This window comes from Nostoc linckia z4 (genome assembly GCF_002608075.1).
GTDB classification, from domain to species: Bacteria; Cyanobacteriota; Cyanobacteriia; order Cyanobacteriales; family Nostocaceae; genus Nostoc; species Nostoc linckia.
This window is the reverse complement of the sequence record NZ_LAHA01000095.1, coordinates 1-19,731: the sequence shown is the minus strand read 5'-3', so window position 1 is coordinate 19,731 and position 19,731 is coordinate 1. Positions and strand designations below refer to the sequence as shown.

Genomic DNA, 19,731 nt, shown 5'->3' with positions numbered 1-19,731 from the left:
TTCATTAATGGAGTTCAAAGGTTCATTAATGGAGTTCAGAGGTTCATTAATGGAGTTCAAAGGTTCATTAATGGAGTTCAAAGGTTCATTAATGGAGTTCAAAGGTTCATTAATGGAGTTCAGAGGCTCATTAATGGAGTTCAGGGGTTCATTAATGGAGTTCAAAGGTTCATTAATGGAGTTCAAAGGTTCATTAATGGAGTTCAAAGGTTCATTAATGGAGTTCAAAGGTTCATTAATGGAGTTCAGGGGTTCATTAATGGAGTTCAAATACTTCCCCATCCCCCCATCTCCCCATCCCCCCATCTCCCCATCTCCCCATCTCCCCACCTCCCTATTGCCTATTCGCTGTTTCCACGACTAGTGTGACAACTCAGATAGGATTGGTATAGTAAGATTTATCACAATAACTAGTATTTTTTTGACAAAAAATTGTTTAAAGTTTTTAACAAATTGTTACTTTTTAGGTTATCACTTTTGGCGCTCAGTTGTTTGATTTTTGGAAACAACTGTGTCCTCGCTGAAATTACAGCCGATGGCACGTTGGGTAGTGAATCATCAATTTTAATTCCAGGTGTTGATGTTAAAGGGGAAATAGGAAATCGCATTGATGGGGGTGCAGTGCGAGGAGCTAATCTATTTCACAGTTTTAGCGAATTTAGCATTGGTGATGGACAAAGGGTTTACTTTTATAATCCTACAGGAATAGAAAATATTCTCACGCGAGTTACAGGTAATAACCCCTCGAATATTTTGGGGACGCTGGGGGTTTTGGGTAATGCGAATTTGTTTTTCATTAACCCCAACGGCATCGTATTTGGAAGAAATGCAAGGTTAGACGTTGCAGGTTCTTTTGTGGGAAGTACAGCTGATAGTTTGAGATTTGATAATAATTTTGCTTTTAGTGCTAATAATCCCCAAAGTCCTCCGTTGTTGACTATCAATGTACCCCTTGGTTTGCAATTTGCCGCAAATCCTGGTAGTATTCTCAACCAATCCACAGTTCGAGATAGTAATGGTGAAATTGTCGGACTCCAGGTGCGATCGCAAAGAACCCTTGCACTTGTAGGTGGTGATATTTTTCTGCAACAAGGTAGGATAAAAGCTGATGGAGGACAGATAGAATTAGGGTCTGTCTTTGGCAATGGTGTTGTGGGCTTGAATTGGTCATTTGCCTCTGATGCTATTCCTTTGACATTAAGCTATGAAGGCATTGAAAATTATCGAGATATCCAATTGTCTGGTAGGGCTGAAATTATTGCTAATTCTGACAGCATTAGTCAAAGCATAGGTAGCGTTCATCTCCAAGGTAGGCGAGTTACCCTCAGCGAGGAATCAGGAATTTTTAACCGCAACACGGGTTCTGGAAAGCCAGGAAGCGTAATTGTCAACGCCTCCAATTTGGTGGAACTGTTAGGAGGTTCTCCAATCAACGAAGATAGCCTCATAAATGTCTCCAACTCTGGTTCTGGAGAGGGAAGCAGTGTAATAATTAACACTAGCCGACTAATTGTCCGGGATGGCGCATACATCGCAGCTACCACCGCAGGTGCAAGTAAAGGTGGTAGCTTGATTGTGAATGCATTAGAATCAGTAGAACTTATTGGCACAACCCTAGACAGCCAGTTTGGAAGTGGCTTGTTTGCTCAATCACGCCAAGACGCTACAGGCGATGGAGGGACTATCACCGTTAATACTAAGCGGTTGATTGTTGGGGATGGCGCACAGATGTCCACTGCTACATTTAGCACAGGTCAGGGTGGAAATATAGTCATAAAGGCTTCGGAATCAGTGAAAGTATCTGGTATGACTCCTGATGGTCAAAATTCAAGTGCGTTGACTGCTCGATCGGGACGCGTTGCTAGGGGTAAAGCTGGAAGCTTGCTAATTGAAACAGGGCAATTACTGATTCAAGACGGAGCTAAAATATCTGTTAGCAGTTTAGGGTCGGGCGATCCTGGAGACCTGAAAGTTAAGGCGGGCAACCTTTTTTTAGATCGGGGTACAGTTGAAGCATTCACTTCTTCTGGTAAAAATGCCAATATTCAGTTACAAGTATCTGACCTCATCTTGATGCGAAACCATAGTGTAATCAATGCTCAAGCATCCAACAATGGTGATGGCGGCAATATCAATATTAATACAAATTTTGTGGTTGCTAACCCCAACGAAAATAGCGACATCATTGCTAATGCTATTGAAGGTTCGGGAGGCAGAATTAATATTACTGCTCAAGGAATCTTTGGATTGCAATTGAGTGAAACTTTAACTCCCTTAAGTGATATTAACGCGAGTTCTGAATTGGGAATTAATGGAGTTGTGGAAATTAACACACCTGATGTCAACCCCAGTAACGGACTTGTGAATTTACCCACAGATATAGTAGATGCTTCCCGACTCATTGCCCAAACCTGTAGAACTGGTGGCGAAGCAACAGCCAATAAACAAAGTGAATTTATAGTCACTGGAAGAGGTGGTTTGCCACCTAACCCCATTGAGCCATTGAGCAGCGATGTGATTTGGCAAGATTTACAAACCCATGCTTTGCCCAATGAAAAGGTGACTGGCTCCCAAAAACAGGTAAATTTAATTTCAGAAACACCAAGTGCGATCGCAGAAGCTCAAGGATGGGTAACTAACGCTGATGGTACTATTACTCTGGTAGCTCAAGCTCCCACTACTACCCCTCACAACTCTTCACTCACATCTGTTAGTTGTCCAGTTACCCAAAACTAATGTTGCACTTTCGCATGGCAAAAAAACTGCCGAAATTTTGGCATCAAGCTTTGGCTTTTGTGCTTTGTGTGGTGTTAGGAGTGAGTCTAACTCTGGTATTTGAATTGAAGTCATTAGGACTGACACGGGGACACGGAGACACGGGGACGCGGGGAGTTTTTTTTGAGAAACAATTAGACGGACTTGAGAAAATTGCACAGAAATCAAATTTAATTCAACAAGGCAGAGAACTTTATCAAGCACAACGATACGTTGAAGCAATAAATATTTGGCAGTTGGCACTCAAAGCAGAAACAAATTCATCGTCTCAAGCTACGGTGCTAAATTATCTCTCCTTGGCTTACCAGCAGTTGGGACAATGGCAGCAAGCAAATGAGACAATTAGCTCTAGTTTGAATTTAATTCAAAACTTGCAACAGACAACACCACAAACAAAACTCATCCTTGCCCAAGTACTCAACACCCAAGGAAGTTTGCAATTAGCCCAAGGTAACCCAGAAGCAGCTCTAAATACTTGGCAACAGGCAACTAATATTTATACCGCAGCAGGTTATACACAAGGCAGAATTGGCAGTTTAATTAATCAAGCTCAAGCCCAGCAAGCTCTAGGTCTTTACCTCCAAGCTCGTAAAACTCTAGCACAAGTAGAACAAACATTAGAAAATCAACCAGACCAACAGTTAAAAACAACAGGTTTGCGTAGCCTGGGCAATGTTTTCAAATCTGTGGGTGCTTTTGCTGATTCTCGCAGAGTTTTGCAACAAAGTTTGCAATTGTTAGAAAATGACCCTAATTTCTCACAAGAATTGAGTGCCACTTTACTCAGTTTGGGTAATACAGCTTATGCCCAAGGCGATAAAAATGCAGCATTGGCATACTACGAAAGAGCGGCAAATGTTGTTTCTGCCAACAGCGTCACTGCCGGAGGCAGGGGAGCAGGGAGCAGGGAGCAGGGGGGAGGTAGTAACGGATTTTGTACTCCAACCAATCCAGAGCGTCCTAGAAGAACGGAGCTTGATACCCATGTTCCGTTCCGCTCCACGGCTCCAGGGCAGGGCTTGCTCCCCCCGCTCCCTGCCCCCTGCCCCTCCGCCTCTTCGGTCACCCATATCCAAGCTCAAATTAATCAACTTCAACTATTAATAGCAACTGGACAAACAAAAAAAGCTGAAAATCTCTCGCTAGAACTGCAACCAAAGTTTAATAATTTATCTTCTAGTCGCTCAACAATTTACGCTCGCATCAACTTTGCTAAAAGTTTGGTGAAATTGGGAACGAAAGAATACACTACATCTGCTAGACTATTAGCCACAGCAATTGAAGAAGCTGAAAATTTAAGCGATCGCCAAGCACAGTCTTATGCTTTGGGTTATCTCGGCGGACTCTACGAACAAACGCAGCAGTGGTCAAATGCTGAAGATTTAACCCAACAGGCTTTACAAATAGCCCAAGCCATTAATGCTCCACATATTGCTTATCAATGGCAATGGCAATTAGGAAGAATTTTAAAAGCCCAAGGAGCCATCAAGTCTGCAACATCAGCTTATGAAGTCGCTTTTACAACATTAAAATCTCTGCGTAGCGATTTAGTAGCCATCAACAGTGACATTCAATTTTCCTTTAGGGAAGCTGTAGAGCCTGTATATCGTGAATACGTACAATTACTGTTAAATTCAGAACCTAGTCAGGAACAACTAAAACAAGCCCGTCAGGTAATTGAATCATTACAATTAGCAGAACTTGACAACTTCTTTCGTTCAGCTTGTCTACAAAGACAGATAGTACCCATTGAGCAAATTCAACAGTCAGCAGCAGCAGTAATTTATCCCATTATTTTGCCAGACCGGCTAGAAGTAATTGTGAGTTTACCTCAGCAGCAACTACGTCACTATGGCACGAAAATCAGTCAAGCTGAAGTAGAAGAAACCATAGAACAACTGAGAGAAAATTTAGAAAAACCCTTCACAACTCCAGAGGGAAAATTATTATCTGCAAAAATTTACGACTGGTTAATTCGCCCTATGGAGGCAGAACTAACTGAAAGTCAGGTGAAAACATTGGTTTTCGTTTTAGATGGTGCATTGCGGAACGTGGCGATCGCAGCCCTTTATGATGGTAATAATTATTTAGTAGAAAAATACAGCATTGCCCTCACGCCTGGGTTAGAGCTATTAGGGCCGCGTCCTTTGCGTCAAACCAAGCTCAAAACTTTGGTGGCTGGACTCACAGAAGCACGACACGGGTTTAGTTCCTTACCAAATGTCAGCGAGGAATTAAAAACAATTGAGTCGGAAGTCCCTAGCGAAGTTCTCCTCAATCAAACATTCACTAGTTCAGCGCTACGCAAACAAATTGACTCAGTACCCTTTTCTGTGGTGCATCTCGCAACTCACGGTCAATTTAGTTCCAACGCCGATGAAACCTTTGTGTTGGCTTGGGATAAACCGATTAAACTCAACGAATTGAAAAATTTGCTCAGCAGCAGAGAGCAAACTACACCTGAGCCAATTGAATTACTCGTTCTCAGTGCTTGCGAAACTGCCGAAGGAGACAAACGCGCCGCTTTAGGACTAGCTGGGATAGCAATTCAAGCAGGCGCACGCAGTACCTTAGCCTCGCTTTGGAGCTTAGATGATGAATCTAGCGCCCGCCTCATCGGTCAATTTTACAAAGAATTGGCCACAAAACAAGTCACAAAAGCAGAAGCACTGCGCCAAGCCCAACTTTCTCTCTTAAAAGACCCAGATTATCGGCATCCCATACATTGGGCAGCTTACGTCTTACTGGGAAATTGGCTCTGATAGATGAACGGGGGAAGGGGTAAAGGGGAAGGGGGAAGGGGTAAAGGGRARAGGTTTGGTATTTTCCCTTTCCCCAATAAAGATGTATCCCTTTGACCACAAGAGTGCAAAAARCACTCTTGTGCAAGAGGTCTGATGTATTTGAAACCTTTCCCCYTTTCCCTTTCCCCCTTTCCCTTTCCCCTTTCTCCTTTCCCCTTTCCCCCTTTTCCCTTTCCCCTTTCYCCTTTCCCCYTTTCCCTTTYCCCTTTYCCCTTTCCCCTTTCCCCTTTTCCCTTTCCCCTTTCCCCTTTCCCCTTTCCCCATCCCCTATGCCTAAGATTTTTTTGGCTTTGTTTTCATTTGAGTGCATAAACCTCAAAAGTCCAACGTGTAACTCAACAAGAAGTTCAAAGGCTAACACCAGACTTCATTACACACACAACACGAGGTTTAAAGTAATATGGGAATTTATAATGGCGACAACAACAATAACACCTTCCTGGGACTTAATGGTGAATCTTGGGCACTCAACGGACAAGGCGGTGATGACTACTTAGCTGGTGCAGATCGAGATGACACTATTAATGGTGGAACTGGGAATGACAATTTGCTTGGTGCTGCTGGTAACGACATAATTTCTGGCGATGATGGAAATGACAACTTGTATGGCGGTGCTGGAAATGACAACTTGTATGGCGGTACTGGAAATAACAACTTGTATGGTGATGAGGGCGATGACACCCTAAATAATATATTTGGTTCAGTAGATGGTGGTGCAGGTATTGATACGCTAGTAGCCAACTACAGTCAGTTCAATAATGGTGCTGGTATAGATGTAGGATATTTGGGGCAAAATGTCATCTTCAGTCGCCTAACTGGTACTGGCGTACTTGGTTATAGTAACATTGAAAAATTTAATATCACAGGCACGCAATACACAGATGTCCTGCGTGGTGGTGCTAACAGCGATAGCCTGTTTGGCGGTGGTGGTAACGATCAAATTGAGGGTGGTGCTGGCTTTGATTATCTTTATGGTGAGGCTGGTGATGATACTGTAATTGATACAGACGGTTCAGTAGATGGTGGTGCAGGTATTGATACGCTAGTAGCCAACTACAGTCAGTTCAATAATGGTGCTGGTATTGACGTGGGATATTTAGGACTAAATGCCATCTTCAGCCGTCAGACTGGCAATCCAGTACTCTACTACACTGGTATTGAAAAATTTAATATCACAGGCACGCAATACACAGATGTCCTGCGTGGTGGTGCTAACAGTGATAGCCTCAAAGGTGGTGGTGGTAACGATCAAATTGAGGGTGGTGCTGGCTTTGATTATCTTTATGGTGAGGCTGGTGATGATACTGTAATCGATACAGATGGTTCTGTAGATGGTGGTGCAGGTGTTGATACATTAGTAGCCAACTACAGTCAGTTGAATAATGGTGCTGGTATAGATGTAGGATATTTGGGGCAAAGTGTCATCTTCAGTCGCCTCACTGGTACTGGCGTACTTGGTTATAGTAACATTGAAAAATTCAAAATCACAGGCACACAATACGCAGATGTCCTGCGTGGTGGTGCTGACAGTGATAGCCTGTATGGTGGCGCTGGTAACGATCAAATTGAAGGTCGTGCTGGCTATGATTATCTTTATGGTGAAGCTGGAGATGATACTTTTATTGATTCAGATGGTTTTGTAGATGGTGGTACTGGTACTGATACGCTAATAGCCGATTACACTGATTTGAATAATGGTGCTGGTGTAGATGTAGGATACAACCAGCAAAATGCCATCTTCAGCCGCCTGAATAGTAGTCAATTACTCAACTACACTGGTATTGAAAAATTTGACATTACAGGTACACAATATGCAGATATCCTGCGTGGCGGTGCTGGTAATGATTCCCTCAAAGGCGGTGCTGGTAATGATACCCTCAATGGCGATGCTGGCAATGATTCCCTCAAAGGCGGTACTGGCAATGATATCCTCAACGGCGGTAGTGGTTATGATGTCGTTAACTATGAAGGAAATTATACAGACTATACAATCTCTTTCCTCAACAATGGGGATTTACAGGTTATTGATAATGTCACCACCAATGGTAACGAAGGTATCGACATCCTCACTGGTGTAGAGTTCATTACTGCACAAGGCGGAAATTTTGCAGTCCTCACGGGTGGTACAGGCAATGATGTGTTAACAGCATCGAACTCCTGGACTTTCTTGTTCGGTGGTGACGGAGCCGATAACCTAACTGGTGGAACTGGTTATGATAACCTCGTTGGCGGTACTGGTAATGATACTTTAAGCGGTAATGCTGGCAATGATACTTTAGTAGGCGGTGTTGGCAACGATATTCTCACTGGTGGTGTTGGTGCAGATAAATTTGTGTTTAACTCGAACCTAGAAGGCTTAGACATCATCAAAGACTTCAGTAGGGTTGAAGGTGACAAGATTCAGATTTCTAAAGCTGGTTTTGGTGGTATCACTAACTTCAACAATTTCAGCTACAACGATGCTACTGGTGCTTTGTTCTTCCAAGGAACTCAATTTGCCACAATTGAGAATAGACCGGCTGGTTTTGCAATTAGTACAGATATCCAGCTTGTTTAAAATTTTGTAGAGATTAGTCTGACAATTTCATCATCTTAAAAACCAGCCCTTATTTCGGTGAACGGCTGGTTTTTATAGCGATTCCCAGTTAAGTGAGGTACAGATAATATTTTGAAACGCAGAGGGGCGCAAAGTAAAGCGCAAAGGTACGCAGAGATTTGTACCTCAGCAGACTAGTGTTCTGTCCCATTAATTTTGCTGAGTTTGTAGTAAGCACTTCAGTGCTTAAAAATCAAGGACTAAAGTCCTAACTACAAACTTATTTTACCCCTTAGAACTAATGCGATAGACCACTAGGAAACGCTATAAGAAAGCCTATCCCAATAAAAAAGTTGAAGGTTTATTCAACGGCAAGCCACTCTAATCAATAGAATTAGCCCTCGCAAAACTGCTAGGGCTGTTTGAATGTTGTGAAAAATTGCCAAGCCAAAGAAAGTAGTGATTTTTAAGATGGATGTATCATCCTTTGACTCGGAAAAAATAGTTCGGATAATGTAAAGAAATGTAAATTTGCGGGGGGTAAGCAATGGCTGAAACCCTTATTCTATCGTTGACCCCCGCAAATGCTCTCTGGGTAAGGGTTTGAGGGTTTTTATCTGGCGTTTATTGCTAGTAATTCCTATTTATTGGAGCAATATCTTGACCCCCGCAAAAATGAGGGTGTACAATCCAGTGATGGTAAGCCTTCTAGAAGGCTACCCTTTTAGCTTCTTCGGAAGTTGAATTAATGGAAACACGATCTGTTCCAGATGTTCCCCAAACATTTACAGATGCTTTTAGCTTCTTCGGAAGTTGAATTAATGGAAACGACTGAGAAAAAAGGAAAAAACTAAGCCATAAGCTACCTCTTTTAGCTTCTTCGGAAGTTGAATTAATGGAAACTAGAGCGTTCCTTCTCTGACAAAAGTCGAAGCAGTCCAGCTTTTAGCTTCTTCGGAAGTTGAATTAATGGAAACTTAACTGAAACTCGTTGAAAGTTTCATGGGTTAGGGTCTTTTAGCTTCTTCGGAAGTTGAATTAATGGAAACAGTTCAAAATCCAGGTACGGCTGAAAGACATACTGATCTTTTAGCTTCTTCGGAAGTTGAATTAATGGAAACCCTTGAATTCTCTTTACTAATTGAGATGATAATGGCAGACTTTTAGCTTCTTCGGAAGTTGAATTAATGGAAATGTAAAAATATTTCTAAAACAAGATACCCAACTTTTTTTAAGTCGGGTATCTTTTTTCAGGAATATAGGACAACACCTTTATTTAAGGTTTATTGGTAAAAAACTGGTTTTTTAGACGCGATTCATCACGTCTTTACATGAATAATTTTATGCTTAACTGAATTGTATTAGTATATAGGACTTATGCATTAAGCAGATATCATATTATTTTGCAATACAACAGGGTACGATCGCATCTGTACCAGACTGAGCTAAATCGCCTTGTTTGAGTAGCTCGATCCAAGCCGATATAATTTTTGGATCTTTGTCTTTGGTATTTTGTAAATTTTCTCCTAAAGTTGTTAAAGCATCATACCAAAGACCATGTTTTGCAAAAAAACTAGCTTTTTCCAATGGGGTTTTAGCGGCTGCAAGTTGTTGTGATGATGCATTGAGAGTCACTTGTGTGATTGAACCTTGGACGTAAACAGCAGCAGATGGTTTGTCAGGATCGCAATAAATGGAAAAAGTCCAACGATAAGATTTACCAGCTACTAAGGGTTTTGTAGGTTGTACGGTTAGGCTGAAAATTCCCGATCGCGTTTCTGGTGGATTAAATTTTGTATGATAAATGTAATTATCTGCTTCGTCTTGAATTACAAACTCAACAGGAACTTGAGGCGTTAATTTATCGGGTACAAAAAACCAAAATGTTGGGGTTTGAGATGCTGATTTTCCCCAGACTACATCTTTAGTTGCTGTTTTGGTTATGGGTACTAAAGCTGTGAGAGTTTCATACTGCTTGCAGGAACCACGGCTACCTCCTCCTCTACGCCTTCCTGCGGGTTCTCCTGGCTTTTCCTGTGCTGTTGGCGCAACATAGGTGATTTTGCTTGTAGATGTTAGGGTTTGAGCCTGTACGTTCCAATTTCCAGGTGCGTTAACAACACTCAAGGTTAGCGCAGATATCAAAGTGGTAGTGTGAAACCAATGTAGCTTTTTCATAGGGGAAATAAATTAGCGATCGCAATTCAGAATTCAGAATTCAGAATTCAGAATTCAGAATTCAGAATTTTTATAACTAATTTATTACTACACTTGCGATCGCTATGATTTCTGTAATTTTTTGCTGATAAAGATGAATATAGTACTACTAAGTAGCAAAGAAATCATCGGTGGTATTAAAGGTATCCAGCCGCCTTGAGTCAACAGGAGGGAGCAAAGTCCAAATAATATACATGATGCTGCGGTGATAGCAATACTGACGTAAGTTATTTTGCGGAGATACCAAGCCAGTAAACTACCCGTGAAAGACCATCCCAAAACCCAGGAAATATCAACCCATTGTTGCCAAACCCATAATAAAGGTCTTTGGTCTAAAGCGGCACTGAGTATTTGACTTACCATCTGTGCTTGAATAATTACACCTGGGATGATTTGTGAGGGGTTTTTTCCATTTGGTGTATACCAGTAATCGCTGCTACTGTTACTAGTAACGCCAATGAGAATAATCCGGTTTTTCAAGGCATTGGGGTTAATTTGTCCGTTCAAGACTTGACTGAGGGTGACTTGGGGTGCGATCGCTTGCACTGAGGGCGAAAAACGATAATTTAGTAAAATCTGACTACCTTCGGTATCTATGGACTGATAACCGCCAGTCTGATTTTGTAACCGTGGGAAAGTTTGATTTCCCAGTTGTAAATCCCAATTTGGGGTCAATTTGGCTGTAATTCCCTGTTTTTTCAGATAAAGAAATGCTAGCTGCACACTAAAGGCATAAGCCGGAGTGCAACTTGACAAAATCGGGTTGGGAGTCATTGCCAACAAATGACGGCGAACTACACCATCGTTGTCTTCAAGAAAATCGCTAAAACCCAGCCGTGTTTCTGGTATTTCTGGCGGGGGTGAAATGCCTGTGGGATCGTATTTTGGATCGGCACGTTTACAAATTGCAATCAGGCGATCGCTTTTTTGCATCCGCTTGGCTAGTTCTGGTTGCTTAGCACTTACGGGAAAATCTCGGTATATATCTAGACCAATAGCTGCTGGCTGGTATTGTTCCAGTTTGGTTAGTAAGAGATTGAGATACTTATCGGATAAAGAACCTTGGCGCGGTTCCTTTCCTTGGGCTTGAATATCTTGGTCGGTAACAGTTATTACCAAAATCCGCGAGTCTGGCTGTTCTTTTGGTCGCAGTCGCATTAATTGGTCAAATGCTTCTAATTCTAGCGGTTGCAATCCACCGAATAACCGTATTAATACGATAATTAAAGTCACACTGAAGCTATTTAAAAAAACTGCTGGTAACTGCTTGAAATTCGGACGCGGCAGATATAAACCCAACCGACCACCGCAGAGATCCTGCCAGGTGGGGGAAATTTCCGCTGGATTTTGACAAATAACAGGTAACCAAGTGGCGCAGGGAAAATCATGTTCTAGAGATTGTAATCTTTCTCTGGCCTCCCTGACGGCTGCATATAAAGTTTTGCCCCGCGAAAAAAGTGCCAACAAATGCTTCAAAAATTCCTGCGCTACCCGATCTGGTACAGGTTCGCGCATGACAACTACTTGGGGTAAATGTAAATCAGCTAAATCTTGTGCTAATCCCAAACCATCACAAGAGTTAAAAATTGCTAGCTGCAACCCTTGAGCGATCGCCTTTTGTAAACCATACTTTAATTGTTCAATGGTTAAACTTTCGCCAGAATTCAGCAGCATTCGCCCTTTTCGTTGGCTGGAACTATGCCCCGCAAAAAACAGAATATCCCAGCCGGACTGCCATAATTGTTCTGTGAGTTGGGAACGGTTGGGTTCAACTAAAAACTTGAGTTCGACATTAGGTAATTGCCGCAATAAATTTTGGTCTTTTTCGAGATCGATGCCGTGGCGATCGCCTAAAATTGCTAAGATTCTGACTTTACCTTTAGCCTTTTTTAGATTTGTTTTCACAGAACGCCCATATTCTGGCGGACTCAGGGCGATTTCCGCTTGTGGATAATCACCAAAAAACTGCCACAGACACCAAGGAAGCTTTAAAACCTGTGGCGATTGGGCAGTAATTATGCAACGAATTTCTTCTGTGGGTAACAGTTGAGTACGTAGTTTCCGGTCAATATTGAGAAACAGTGAACTATTTAGCCATGTATTTAAACTTTGTTGTAATTCTTCGCAGAGGTTGTCAAACTCGCCTTGGGAAATATGGGTAACGTCTTCCTCATCAATTTCAAAATCTGCAATGTTGCGACTGCGCCAACCCAAACTAGCATACAAAGCTGTATACATTTGTTGCCAACGTTGATAAAGATGCTCCAATTGTGGTGCAGCAGGTAATCCACCTGTAAATTGCATGGGAGTAGGAGTATCCGTTTGCCAAAGTTGAGCAATGACTGTGGGGAAGCCTTGGTTGAAATCTCCTTTTCCTAAGTTGAGGACGATGAGTTTGCTCATAATTTATATCACGCAGAGACGCAGAGACGCAGAGAGTAAGAGTTGAGGAGAGTTTATTTTTGAGTTTCTGAGCAACGTCAAAACTCTTTATTCTCTCCGCGCCTCTGCGCCTCTGCGTGATAGAATACCCAATTGTCTCCTAACTTTCAAACTCCTCGATAAAGTTGAAATCATCTAAAACAATCTGAAGAGTAAATCGCGTGTTTTGGGGACATTTAAACCGCTTGAGTTGGATTGAGTTATCTGTTTCCCTTGCTTGCACTGATTGGACAATTTCTCCGGAAGCAGAAATCAATGCCAAACTAGTATTTCTAGGTAGATGGAAATTGCGCTCTTTAGGATATAGTTGGGCACGAATTCCTACTCTATTATCTATTTCTGCTGTCAATGTCAACATTAAGACTACAGCTTGATTGTTATTTGCTAATTCAATTTCTTTGACTCGCTGGATTGATTGCTCAACCACATCAGCAACCTGGCGAAAGCTAAAGGCGAAATCTGGCTGTGTCCCCAGGAAGGTTTCTATTGTTTGCCAGCTATCTGCAACTATATTTTGGAACCACTGACGCAAGTTAACAAGTGCTGGCTTCTGTGTATATCTTTGCGGCCAGTCTTCGCTGTTTAACAAAGCTGCCCAAATTTCAAAGGGCAATTCCAAGCGAGGATTTGTTGAACTTGCTAATCTTTGCCAGAGATTTTCTACTTGAGTAGCTGATAATATAGGCAAAGGAGCGATCGCTGTTTGTGTTTGTTCTTCAGGATATAGTTGACGGACTACCCAAAGCACATTCAAATCCTCAATCATTTGATTGGCATCTAAGGAGTAAGTCCGCTCTTGGGAATCGTAGCTACCTTGATTTTTTAATTGTTCGTGGGTGGTGTAACCCCAAATTCTTATCCATTGACCATCGGGATTGACTTGTACTGCTAAATAATAATCTCCTGCCCATTGAGGAATATCTATCCATTCTTGGGGTACAGAAAATTCTCTAGTTTCTAGGTTTTTATCTGGAATTAAAATCAAGCGTTTTGTATCAATATTTATCGCAGTACCGTTGACTAATTCCCAAGTGATTGGCAATGTATGAACAGTAGCCTCTGGTGCGTACTCTGTTTGTAACCAAGGTAAAAAAGTACTGAGGCATACTTGATTCAAAAAGGCATTCCAACGATGGCGGGGACTAACACTAGACTGACTTTGCTGCCAAGATTGATTTTGAACTTCAGGAGATACTTCCAACCATAGCTGAGTCGGCGGAACACAAAATGATGACATGGCTACTGCTCCTTTGAGGTCTGAGGTTCTAAATTACCGAAATAATTTTGTAACCATTCCTCTAATACTGCACTGATATATTTAACCACGTTGGAAGTTGGAGAAATATGCATTGTTTCTTGACTCCATTTGGCGATCGCCATTAATAAAGATTCTCTTGTTTTCGCCAATTGCCGCGATACTTGATATTGCTGGATTTGCAGATGTTTGGCAATTTGTTGTTGAGTAAGTCCTTGTTGATAGTACAATTCCAGTAATTGTTGTGATTGGGGAGAAAGTTTTCCCAAGGTAGTAATTAATAAATTTTGAATTTCCTGTTGTTGATTTTTTTGAGTTTCGGCTTCTTCTTTGGCGATTAAATCTGCTAATAAAGATTCATTTTGAGTAATATCTGGTAAATCATCTTGTAATTCACTATCTGCTTGACCTGTTTTTGGGGCATTGAGTGAAGAAACCACAGGATATAAATAAAAACGTGCGTGTTTTGCAGATAACAGCAGCCATTTTTCTAGAGTTTGGGCGTTGGATTCTGTCCGTGGTGGATTAAGTTGTGTTAAGCGATCGCGGTTATAAAGTTGAGCAATTACTTCCCATGTATCTTGTTCGGGTCTTTGCAACTTCCGCACTTGTGGCGATTTACCCAGAATGTAACCATCTACAAAACATTTCCAAGCTAACAAGTAACAGGCAATAGTTTCATCTGCTAACCCAGCATTTTGTAAAGATTCCTGTAGTCGCTTGCGGCTCAATTTGAGTAACAATGCCCAATCGTTACAAAAATCGATTTCTTGTTTTTGCCGCAAAGCATCCCGAATCACATTGCCAAAAGCCACATTGCTGTAGCTTTTGAGGCTGGCTTTTTGTTCGGGATCGCAAGCTTTGAGGATTTTTGGTACTTCTGCGATCGCTATTTGAAAACAGTCAGACAAGGTACACTGCACACTAGCAATTTGAGGAATCGTCCTTTGCGCTGACCAATAACAGGTTTCTTGCAGATAAGCCGAAAGATGCGCCTCAGCTAGAGAGTTAGGCTGATTTTGCCAGTTTTTATGCCAGTAAATTGCCCAAAAACTTTCTGAGTGTTTCGTTTCAGATATTTGTACCAAGCAATTTTGGATACTGCGGCGTAGTTTGGCATCATATACCCAACAGTTGAAGCGATCGGCTTCAAATTGGATGAAAGTCGAAAATATTTCCGAAATGTTCTGGCGAGGACGCATGAATTCAAAAGGTTGAAGAAGAATACAGAATACAGAATTCAGAATTCAGAATTCAGAATCAAGACACTCGCGGACTCGCTAACGCTGCGCTATCAGTGGGGGATTCCGACCCGCCATTGATTGTTCGCGTAGCGTCTCCCCTTGGGAGAAGACCACCAAATTGAAAATTTGGTGGGGGTCTTAAACCCACTTATTCAGACGCTCGAGTACTCGCTAACGCTGCGCTATCCGCCAGTCGTACAAAAAACATTGCTGAATTCTGACTCCTGACTCCTGAATTCTGTTTTGATAAACCTTCAAAAATCAGTATATAGTTTAATACAATGATTTCAAAGTCTCTTGTAATATACGTTTGAGCCTATTTTTTTGGTGTTGTTTATCGAAATTTGATTAATCTGTATCCAGTTTTACTTTAGTCATATATTTTCCTGTTTGTCCTAAACACTTTGGCGCTTGCTATAAAAATAAAATAATCCTGGGACATACCACAGGTTTATTTATGAAATTTAAGTGGCCCTCTAAAATTTTGATGAGTGCGATCGCGCTTTCTGGTGTTATGGTGTCTCCCGTAATGGCGCAGTATCCACCAATACAACAGCCTCAAGTATACCCACCAATACAACAGCCTCAAGTATATCCAGGAGTACAATCACCTCAAGTATATCCAGGAGTACAATCACCTCAAATATATCCAGGAGTACAAGTAACTCCAATATATCCACCAATACAACCACCTCCAGTGTCTCCAGGGATATACCAACCAGTATTTTCTTCCACTTCCTTTGTCTGCGGTCAAATAGGAGGCTTACCAGCCACACTTGTTCAAGTGAACGGTCAGACACTACTATTGCCCCTAATCATTTGGGAAACGGCAAGTTATGATATGTCACCCGAACAACGGTGTCAGATAGTTTCCTGGCGAATGACAAGAGCAGTATCAGAAAATGGTGGCAAATTAAATAACTTGCTGCTGATGACTGGTAAGCTCAATGGTTACAACGTAATTTGTTTTGTTAATACTTACGAAAGTTGCAACTCCAACAACGTGATCATGACCTTGCTCAGAAGGGAAAATGCTCGCAATCCTGGTAACGTGTTAACCCGAATTATCCGGTTTGGTAGATACGGTACTGGTTTAAATGTAATTGAAAGCGGTGGCTTTACAGGTGAGGGAGAAATTATTCCGACCACTGTCAGCATTGAGGAAGCTGTTAATCAACTAGTCAATGAATCCGGGGGAATGCCTAGTGCCCCTGCCCCTGCTCCTGGAGGCTATACTGCTCCTGCTCCTGCCCCTGGAGGCTATACTGCTCCTGCCCCTGCTCCTGGAGGCTATACTGCTCCTGCCCCTGCTCCTGGAAGCTATCCTGCTCCTGGTGGTGGCCCCATCTAGGTTAAGTAAATCCGGGTAGAAACTATGTGTAAGTTCTACAAACTTGCTTGACGATCGCTATTTTTAAGTCCAGTCTATTTGTAAGCTGTTCAGTTAGGTGCGTCTTGTTCGTATCGCCTTCTTTAGCAGCTAACCCAGACTTCGCGGATAATCAGCCTCTGCATCAGAATTATCCGGCGATGGCTGTGGCAATGCGGTCTACGCTCAATATCCAGAAACGAGAACTACTATTGCTAAATCGGTGTCAGCGATCGCTCCAGATTGAACCCAGAATGAGCAGTTGGTCAGGACGTTAACGGACGATCGAACTTAGACATAAAAAGACTTGTCACCCAATCCCTAGTCTATTTCTATATAGCGTGTGGCAGTGCCGCAAGTGCTGATTTAATTTCTTATTGCTGAGGCTTTTTTATCAATGAATCTACAATTTATTAGCTCTAAGTTTGCTGATACTCTAATTAGTGGATCTGCTTGTTTTGCATTAATAGTATTCGTTCAATCTGTCGCTTTTGCTGCTAAATCTGCTCAGGAAATTGCCCAATATGCTAACACCATTACCGTACAAGTAAACAGACCTGCTGGAGTTGGTGTTGGTTTAGCAAGTGATGGCTCTGGATTTATTATCAAGCGTGAGGGAAACACTTACATTGTCCTCACGTGCAATCATGTTATTAATCCATCGAACGGCCCAAAACCAGTGAGAATTCGTACCAACGATGGACTTTCTCATATCATTAATCCCACAAGCGTGAAAAGTTTAGGAACTAACACTAAAGGAAGTAACGATTTAGCCTTATTTACTTTTAATAGTGACAAAGACTATGCGGTTGCAGAATTAAGAAGTCCTAATCAAGCAAAATTGGGCAGTAAGGCGTTTATTTTTGGTTATCCAGTTAACAATGATTTAAACAGAATTGCTGAAAATCGTGTTTATGATTTCCAATCAGGAACGATTTGGGAATCCAAAGATGCGAGTTTGAGCGACGGTGGCTATTCGTTGCAATACGCGGCTCAAACAGCAGGTGGTATGAGTGGGGGGCCAGTGTTGGATGTGGATGCTAAAGTAATTGGAGTTCATGGTAAGGCTGACACACAAACAGATGTGAAGCAACTCCAATCGGGGGATCAATTAACAACAGATATTAAATCAGGAATTAGTGCAGCAGTTCCCATTGAAAGTGCAATCATTCTATCTCAGCAGATTGGAATTTATGGTTTGAAGATAGACAGTTCTGCCAGTACAGATAACCCCAAGGAACGAATAACAAATCCTCAAGAACCCAATGATTTTTTAGCACGGGGACTGTCTCAAACAAGCAATAATCGTACCGCAGCAATTAATGATTTTAGCCAAGCGATCGCTCTCGACCCCAAAAATAGTATTGCTTATTACAATCGTGGTAATGCTCGCTACGATATGGGCGATAAACAAGGGGCGCTTGCTGACTATAATGAGGCCATTCGCTCTAACCCCTATCATGCCAATGCTTACTATAACAGAGGGGTAGTGCGATATTATCTCGGCGATAAGCAAGGTGCAATTGCAGACTTTACCGTTGCCCTGCGTTTCTCTCCTAACGATATTTTGGCTTACTATAGCCGGGGATCTGTATTCCGCACTATGAGAGACGGACGCGGTACCTTTGCCGATTTTGACCAAGTTGTTCGCCTTGCACCTCATCTGCCTGAGTCTTACTATAACCGCGCGTTAGCCCGTGCCTTTTTTAACGATCGCCAAGGAATTGTTGCTGATTTCACTCAAGCGATCGCTCTCAACCCCCGATTTAGCAATGCCTACATCAATCGTTCCCTGACAATGCGCCGTCTGGGACAGTTACCCGCAGCGATTCAGGATTTAAATACGGTGCTGAGTTACGAGCCAAATAATGCCATAGCCATTTACCAACGTGGTTTGTTCCGACGCGATGCTGGCGATCGTCAAGGTGCATTTGCCGATTTACAAAGAGCAGCTGACTTATTCCAGCAAGCTAGGGATACCGCTAATTACCAAAAAGCAATCTACGCAATTCAACGCTTGCAGTCATCACCTCCTACTTTCCCTCCTAGTCAACCAAACTACAGACAACCAGGTGGTGAAATTACCCCAGGTAGCATAAATCAACCTATTTAGACCTTCCGCATATTTTGACTAACGGGGTCAAAACCTTTAGAAAAACGGGTACTCTCATCATAGTAAGCACCAGCCAGATTTGCTCCATACAACTTGGCATACTTGAGTTTAGCTCCCCGGAGATTCGCTTCATTGAGTTTGACACCGCTCAAATTCGCCCTAGTCAAATTCGCTCTGGCTAAGTTAGTTCTACTCAAATCCGCACCCCAGAGTTTAGCTTTAGCTAAATTAGCTCCACTCAAATCAGATCCCCATAGATTAATTCCAGGTAAGTAGGCTCCAATAAACTTGTTCCTACTCAAGTTGACGGCTGGAAAATATCTTTCCCCTGCCGCATAACGCCTTTTTAATTCCTCAGCATCCATGCATCACATTCACCTTTCTCAGCAATATAGAAGTTATTTGTTCCCATTCTTGGCTTAACTCTCCTGTAAACTCTGGCTGTCCACTGCGTTGATACCAGTAACGCGCATTATTTAAATCACCCTCTTTGCGGTGCAGGTAAGCATGAACCCAACCACTATCAGCATCGCCGGCATCTTGAACTATTTCATGAGCTTTGCTCCAATCACCTTTTTTTTCATACCACATTGCTTGCAGCGCTTTTGGCAATGTCTGAGGACATGGGCGCTGTTTTTCCATCAATCGCAAGAATTCCTCTGTATTCACGATCGCCACCCAACAAAAATCAAACTTCTATCTTTAAGATACTCCTCTGGGGGAGATGAGGGGATGGGGAGATGGGGAAATAGGGAGATGGGGGGAGTGTGGGGAGTTTGGGGGGAAAGAGAATTGATGCTTCTCCCTCTTCTGCTTCCTTCCACACCTGCCAATACGGTTCGGTTAAAGGGGAAAGGGGAAAGGGGAAAGGTTTCAAATACATCCTTTACCCCTTACCCCTTAACCCCTTCGGGGTTCGCCAGTCGCTCATGGGGGAAACCCCCAAGACCGCGCTGGCTCACCTTTTCCCAGACCA

Annotated in this window: 14 protein-coding genes and 1 CRISPR repeat array; of the genes, 8 read left to right on the top strand and 6 right to left on the bottom strand. The window is 42.3% G+C overall.

Annotated features, from left to right (window positions below; translation table 11 throughout):
* The 4 genes from VF06_RS36875 to VF06_RS36855 form a co-directional block, all read left to right on the top strand.
* Positions 1–364: hypothetical protein (locus VF06_RS36875; protein WP_180267963.1), on the top strand; the 364-nt coding region annotated here is incomplete at its 5' end.
* A gap of 128 nt (positions 365–492) precedes the next feature.
* A complete protein-coding gene (locus VF06_RS36870) occupies positions 493–2,736 on the top strand; it encodes a two-partner secretion domain-containing protein (RefSeq protein ID WP_244918063.1) in 2,244 nt (747 codons plus the stop codon).
* Positions 2,737–2,750: 14 nt separating this feature from the next.
* Complete coding sequence (locus VF06_RS36865; RefSeq protein ID WP_244918064.1) at positions 2,751–5,537, top strand: CHAT domain-containing protein; 2,787 nt, start codon at positions 2,751–2,753, stop codon at positions 5,535–5,537.
* 442 nt (positions 5,538–5,979) lie between these two features.
* Positions 5,980–8,136 carry a beta strand repeat-containing protein gene (locus VF06_RS36855; RefSeq protein WP_099072386.1) on the top strand — a complete coding sequence of 719 codons (2,157 nt, stop codon included), beginning with the start codon at positions 5,980–5,982 and terminating at the stop codon, positions 8,134–8,136.
* 700 nt (positions 8,137–8,836) lie between these two features.
* Positions 8,837–9,310: direct repeats of the CRISPR family, unit length 35 nt; unit sequence CTTTTAGCTTCTTCGGAAGTTGAATTAATGGAAAC.
* 203 nt (positions 9,311–9,513) lie between these two features.
* On the opposite strand, the gene VF06_RS36850 is transcribed toward VF06_RS36855, so the two are convergent.
* The 4 genes from VF06_RS36850 to VF06_RS36835 all read right to left on the bottom strand — a co-directional run bounded on the left by VF06_RS36850 (position 9,514) and on the right by VF06_RS36835 (position 15,231).
* Positions 9,514–10,293, bottom strand: coding sequence for a DUF928 domain-containing protein (locus tag VF06_RS36850; protein WP_099072385.1), 780 nt, complete (start codon positions 10,291–10,293; stop codon positions 9,514–9,516).
* A gap of 102 nt (positions 10,294–10,395) precedes the next feature.
* Complete coding sequence (locus VF06_RS36845; RefSeq protein ID WP_099072384.1) at positions 10,396–12,735, bottom strand: CHASE2 domain-containing protein; 2,340 nt, start codon at positions 12,733–12,735, stop codon at positions 10,396–10,398.
* A 139-nt stretch (positions 12,736–12,874) separates the two neighbouring features.
* Complete coding sequence (locus VF06_RS36840) at positions 12,875–14,011, bottom strand: DUF1822 family protein (protein WP_099072383.1); 1,137 nt, start codon at positions 14,009–14,011, stop codon at positions 12,875–12,877.
* Positions 14,012–14,013: 2 nt separating this feature from the next.
* Positions 14,014–15,231 (bottom strand): sigma-70 family RNA polymerase sigma factor, encoded by a 1,218-nt coding sequence (locus VF06_RS36835; RefSeq protein WP_099072382.1) that lies wholly within the window; start codon positions 15,229–15,231, stop codon positions 14,014–14,016.
* 499 nt (positions 15,232–15,730) lie between these two features.
* Here VF06_RS36835 and VF06_RS36830 point away from each other — a divergent pair, with 499 nt between their 5' ends.
* The 3 genes from VF06_RS36830 to VF06_RS36825 all read left to right on the top strand — a co-directional run bounded on the left by VF06_RS36830 (position 15,731) and on the right by VF06_RS36825 (position 18,755).
* Positions 15,731–16,624: a COP23 domain-containing protein gene (locus VF06_RS36830; protein ID WP_099072381.1), complete on the top strand. Its 894-nt coding sequence runs from the start codon at positions 15,731–15,733 to the stop codon at positions 16,622–16,624.
* Between the two features lie 104 nt (positions 16,625–16,728).
* Complete coding sequence (locus tag VF06_RS39950; RefSeq protein WP_143861702.1) at positions 16,729–16,920, top strand: hypothetical protein; 192 nt, start codon at positions 16,729–16,731, stop codon at positions 16,918–16,920.
* A 119-nt stretch (positions 16,921–17,039) separates the two neighbouring features.
* On the top strand, positions 17,040–18,755 hold the full coding sequence (locus VF06_RS36825; protein ID WP_099072380.1) for a tetratricopeptide repeat-containing S1 family peptidase: 1,716 nt from the start codon (positions 17,040–17,042) through the stop codon (positions 18,753–18,755).
* Here the strand turns inward: VF06_RS36825 and VF06_RS36820 are convergent.
* Together VF06_RS36820 and VF06_RS36815 are read right to left on the bottom strand one after the other, a co-directional pair.
* Positions 18,752–19,120 carry a pentapeptide repeat-containing protein gene (locus tag VF06_RS36820; protein ID WP_099072379.1) on the bottom strand — a complete coding sequence of 123 codons (369 nt, stop codon included), beginning with the start codon at positions 19,118–19,120 and terminating at the stop codon, positions 18,752–18,754. The genes VF06_RS36825 and VF06_RS36820 overlap by 4 nt on opposite strands.
* Positions 19,110–19,424, bottom strand: a complete 315-nt coding sequence (locus VF06_RS36815) for a tetratricopeptide repeat protein (protein WP_180267638.1) — start codon at positions 19,422–19,424, stop codon at positions 19,110–19,112. The genes VF06_RS36820 and VF06_RS36815 overlap by 11 nt, the downstream gene beginning before the upstream one ends.
* Before the next feature lie 63 nt (positions 19,425–19,487).
* Here VF06_RS36815 and VF06_RS42240 point away from each other — a divergent pair.
* Positions 19,488–19,731 (top strand): hypothetical protein (locus VF06_RS42240; RefSeq protein ID WP_218964547.1); only part of this gene is annotated, 244 nt, incomplete at its 3' end.

Excerpts from the sequence above, each read along its gene's own strand:
- VF06_RS36865 (WP_244918064.1), top strand. The coding sequence starts at position 2,751 with ATGGCAAAAAAACTGCCGAAATTTTGGCATCAAGCTTTGGCTTTTGTG.
- VF06_RS36855 (WP_099072386.1), top strand. The coding sequence starts at position 5,980 with ATGGGAATTTATAATGGCGACAACAACAATAACACCTTCCTGGGACTT.
- VF06_RS36850 (WP_099072385.1), bottom strand. The coding sequence starts at position 10,293 with ATGAAAAAGCTACATTGGTTTCACACTACCACTTTGATATCTGCGCTA.
- VF06_RS36845 (WP_099072384.1), bottom strand. The coding sequence starts at position 12,735 with ATGAGCAAACTCATCGTCCTCAACTTAGGAAAAGGAGATTTCAACCAA.
- VF06_RS36840 (WP_099072383.1), bottom strand. The coding sequence starts at position 14,011 with ATGTCATCATTTTGTGTTCCGCCGACTCAGCTATGGTTGGAAGTATCT.
- VF06_RS36835 (WP_099072382.1), bottom strand. The coding sequence starts at position 15,231 with ATGCGTCCTCGCCAGAACATTTCGGAAATATTTTCGACTTTCATCCAA.
- VF06_RS36830 (WP_099072381.1), top strand. The coding sequence starts at position 15,731 with ATGAAATTTAAGTGGCCCTCTAAAATTTTGATGAGTGCGATCGCGCTT.
- VF06_RS36825 (WP_099072380.1), top strand. The coding sequence starts at position 17,040 with ATGAATCTACAATTTATTAGCTCTAAGTTTGCTGATACTCTAATTAGT.
- VF06_RS36820 (WP_099072379.1), bottom strand. The coding sequence starts at position 19,120 with ATGGATGCTGAGGAATTAAAAAGGCGTTATGCGGCAGGGGAAAGATAT.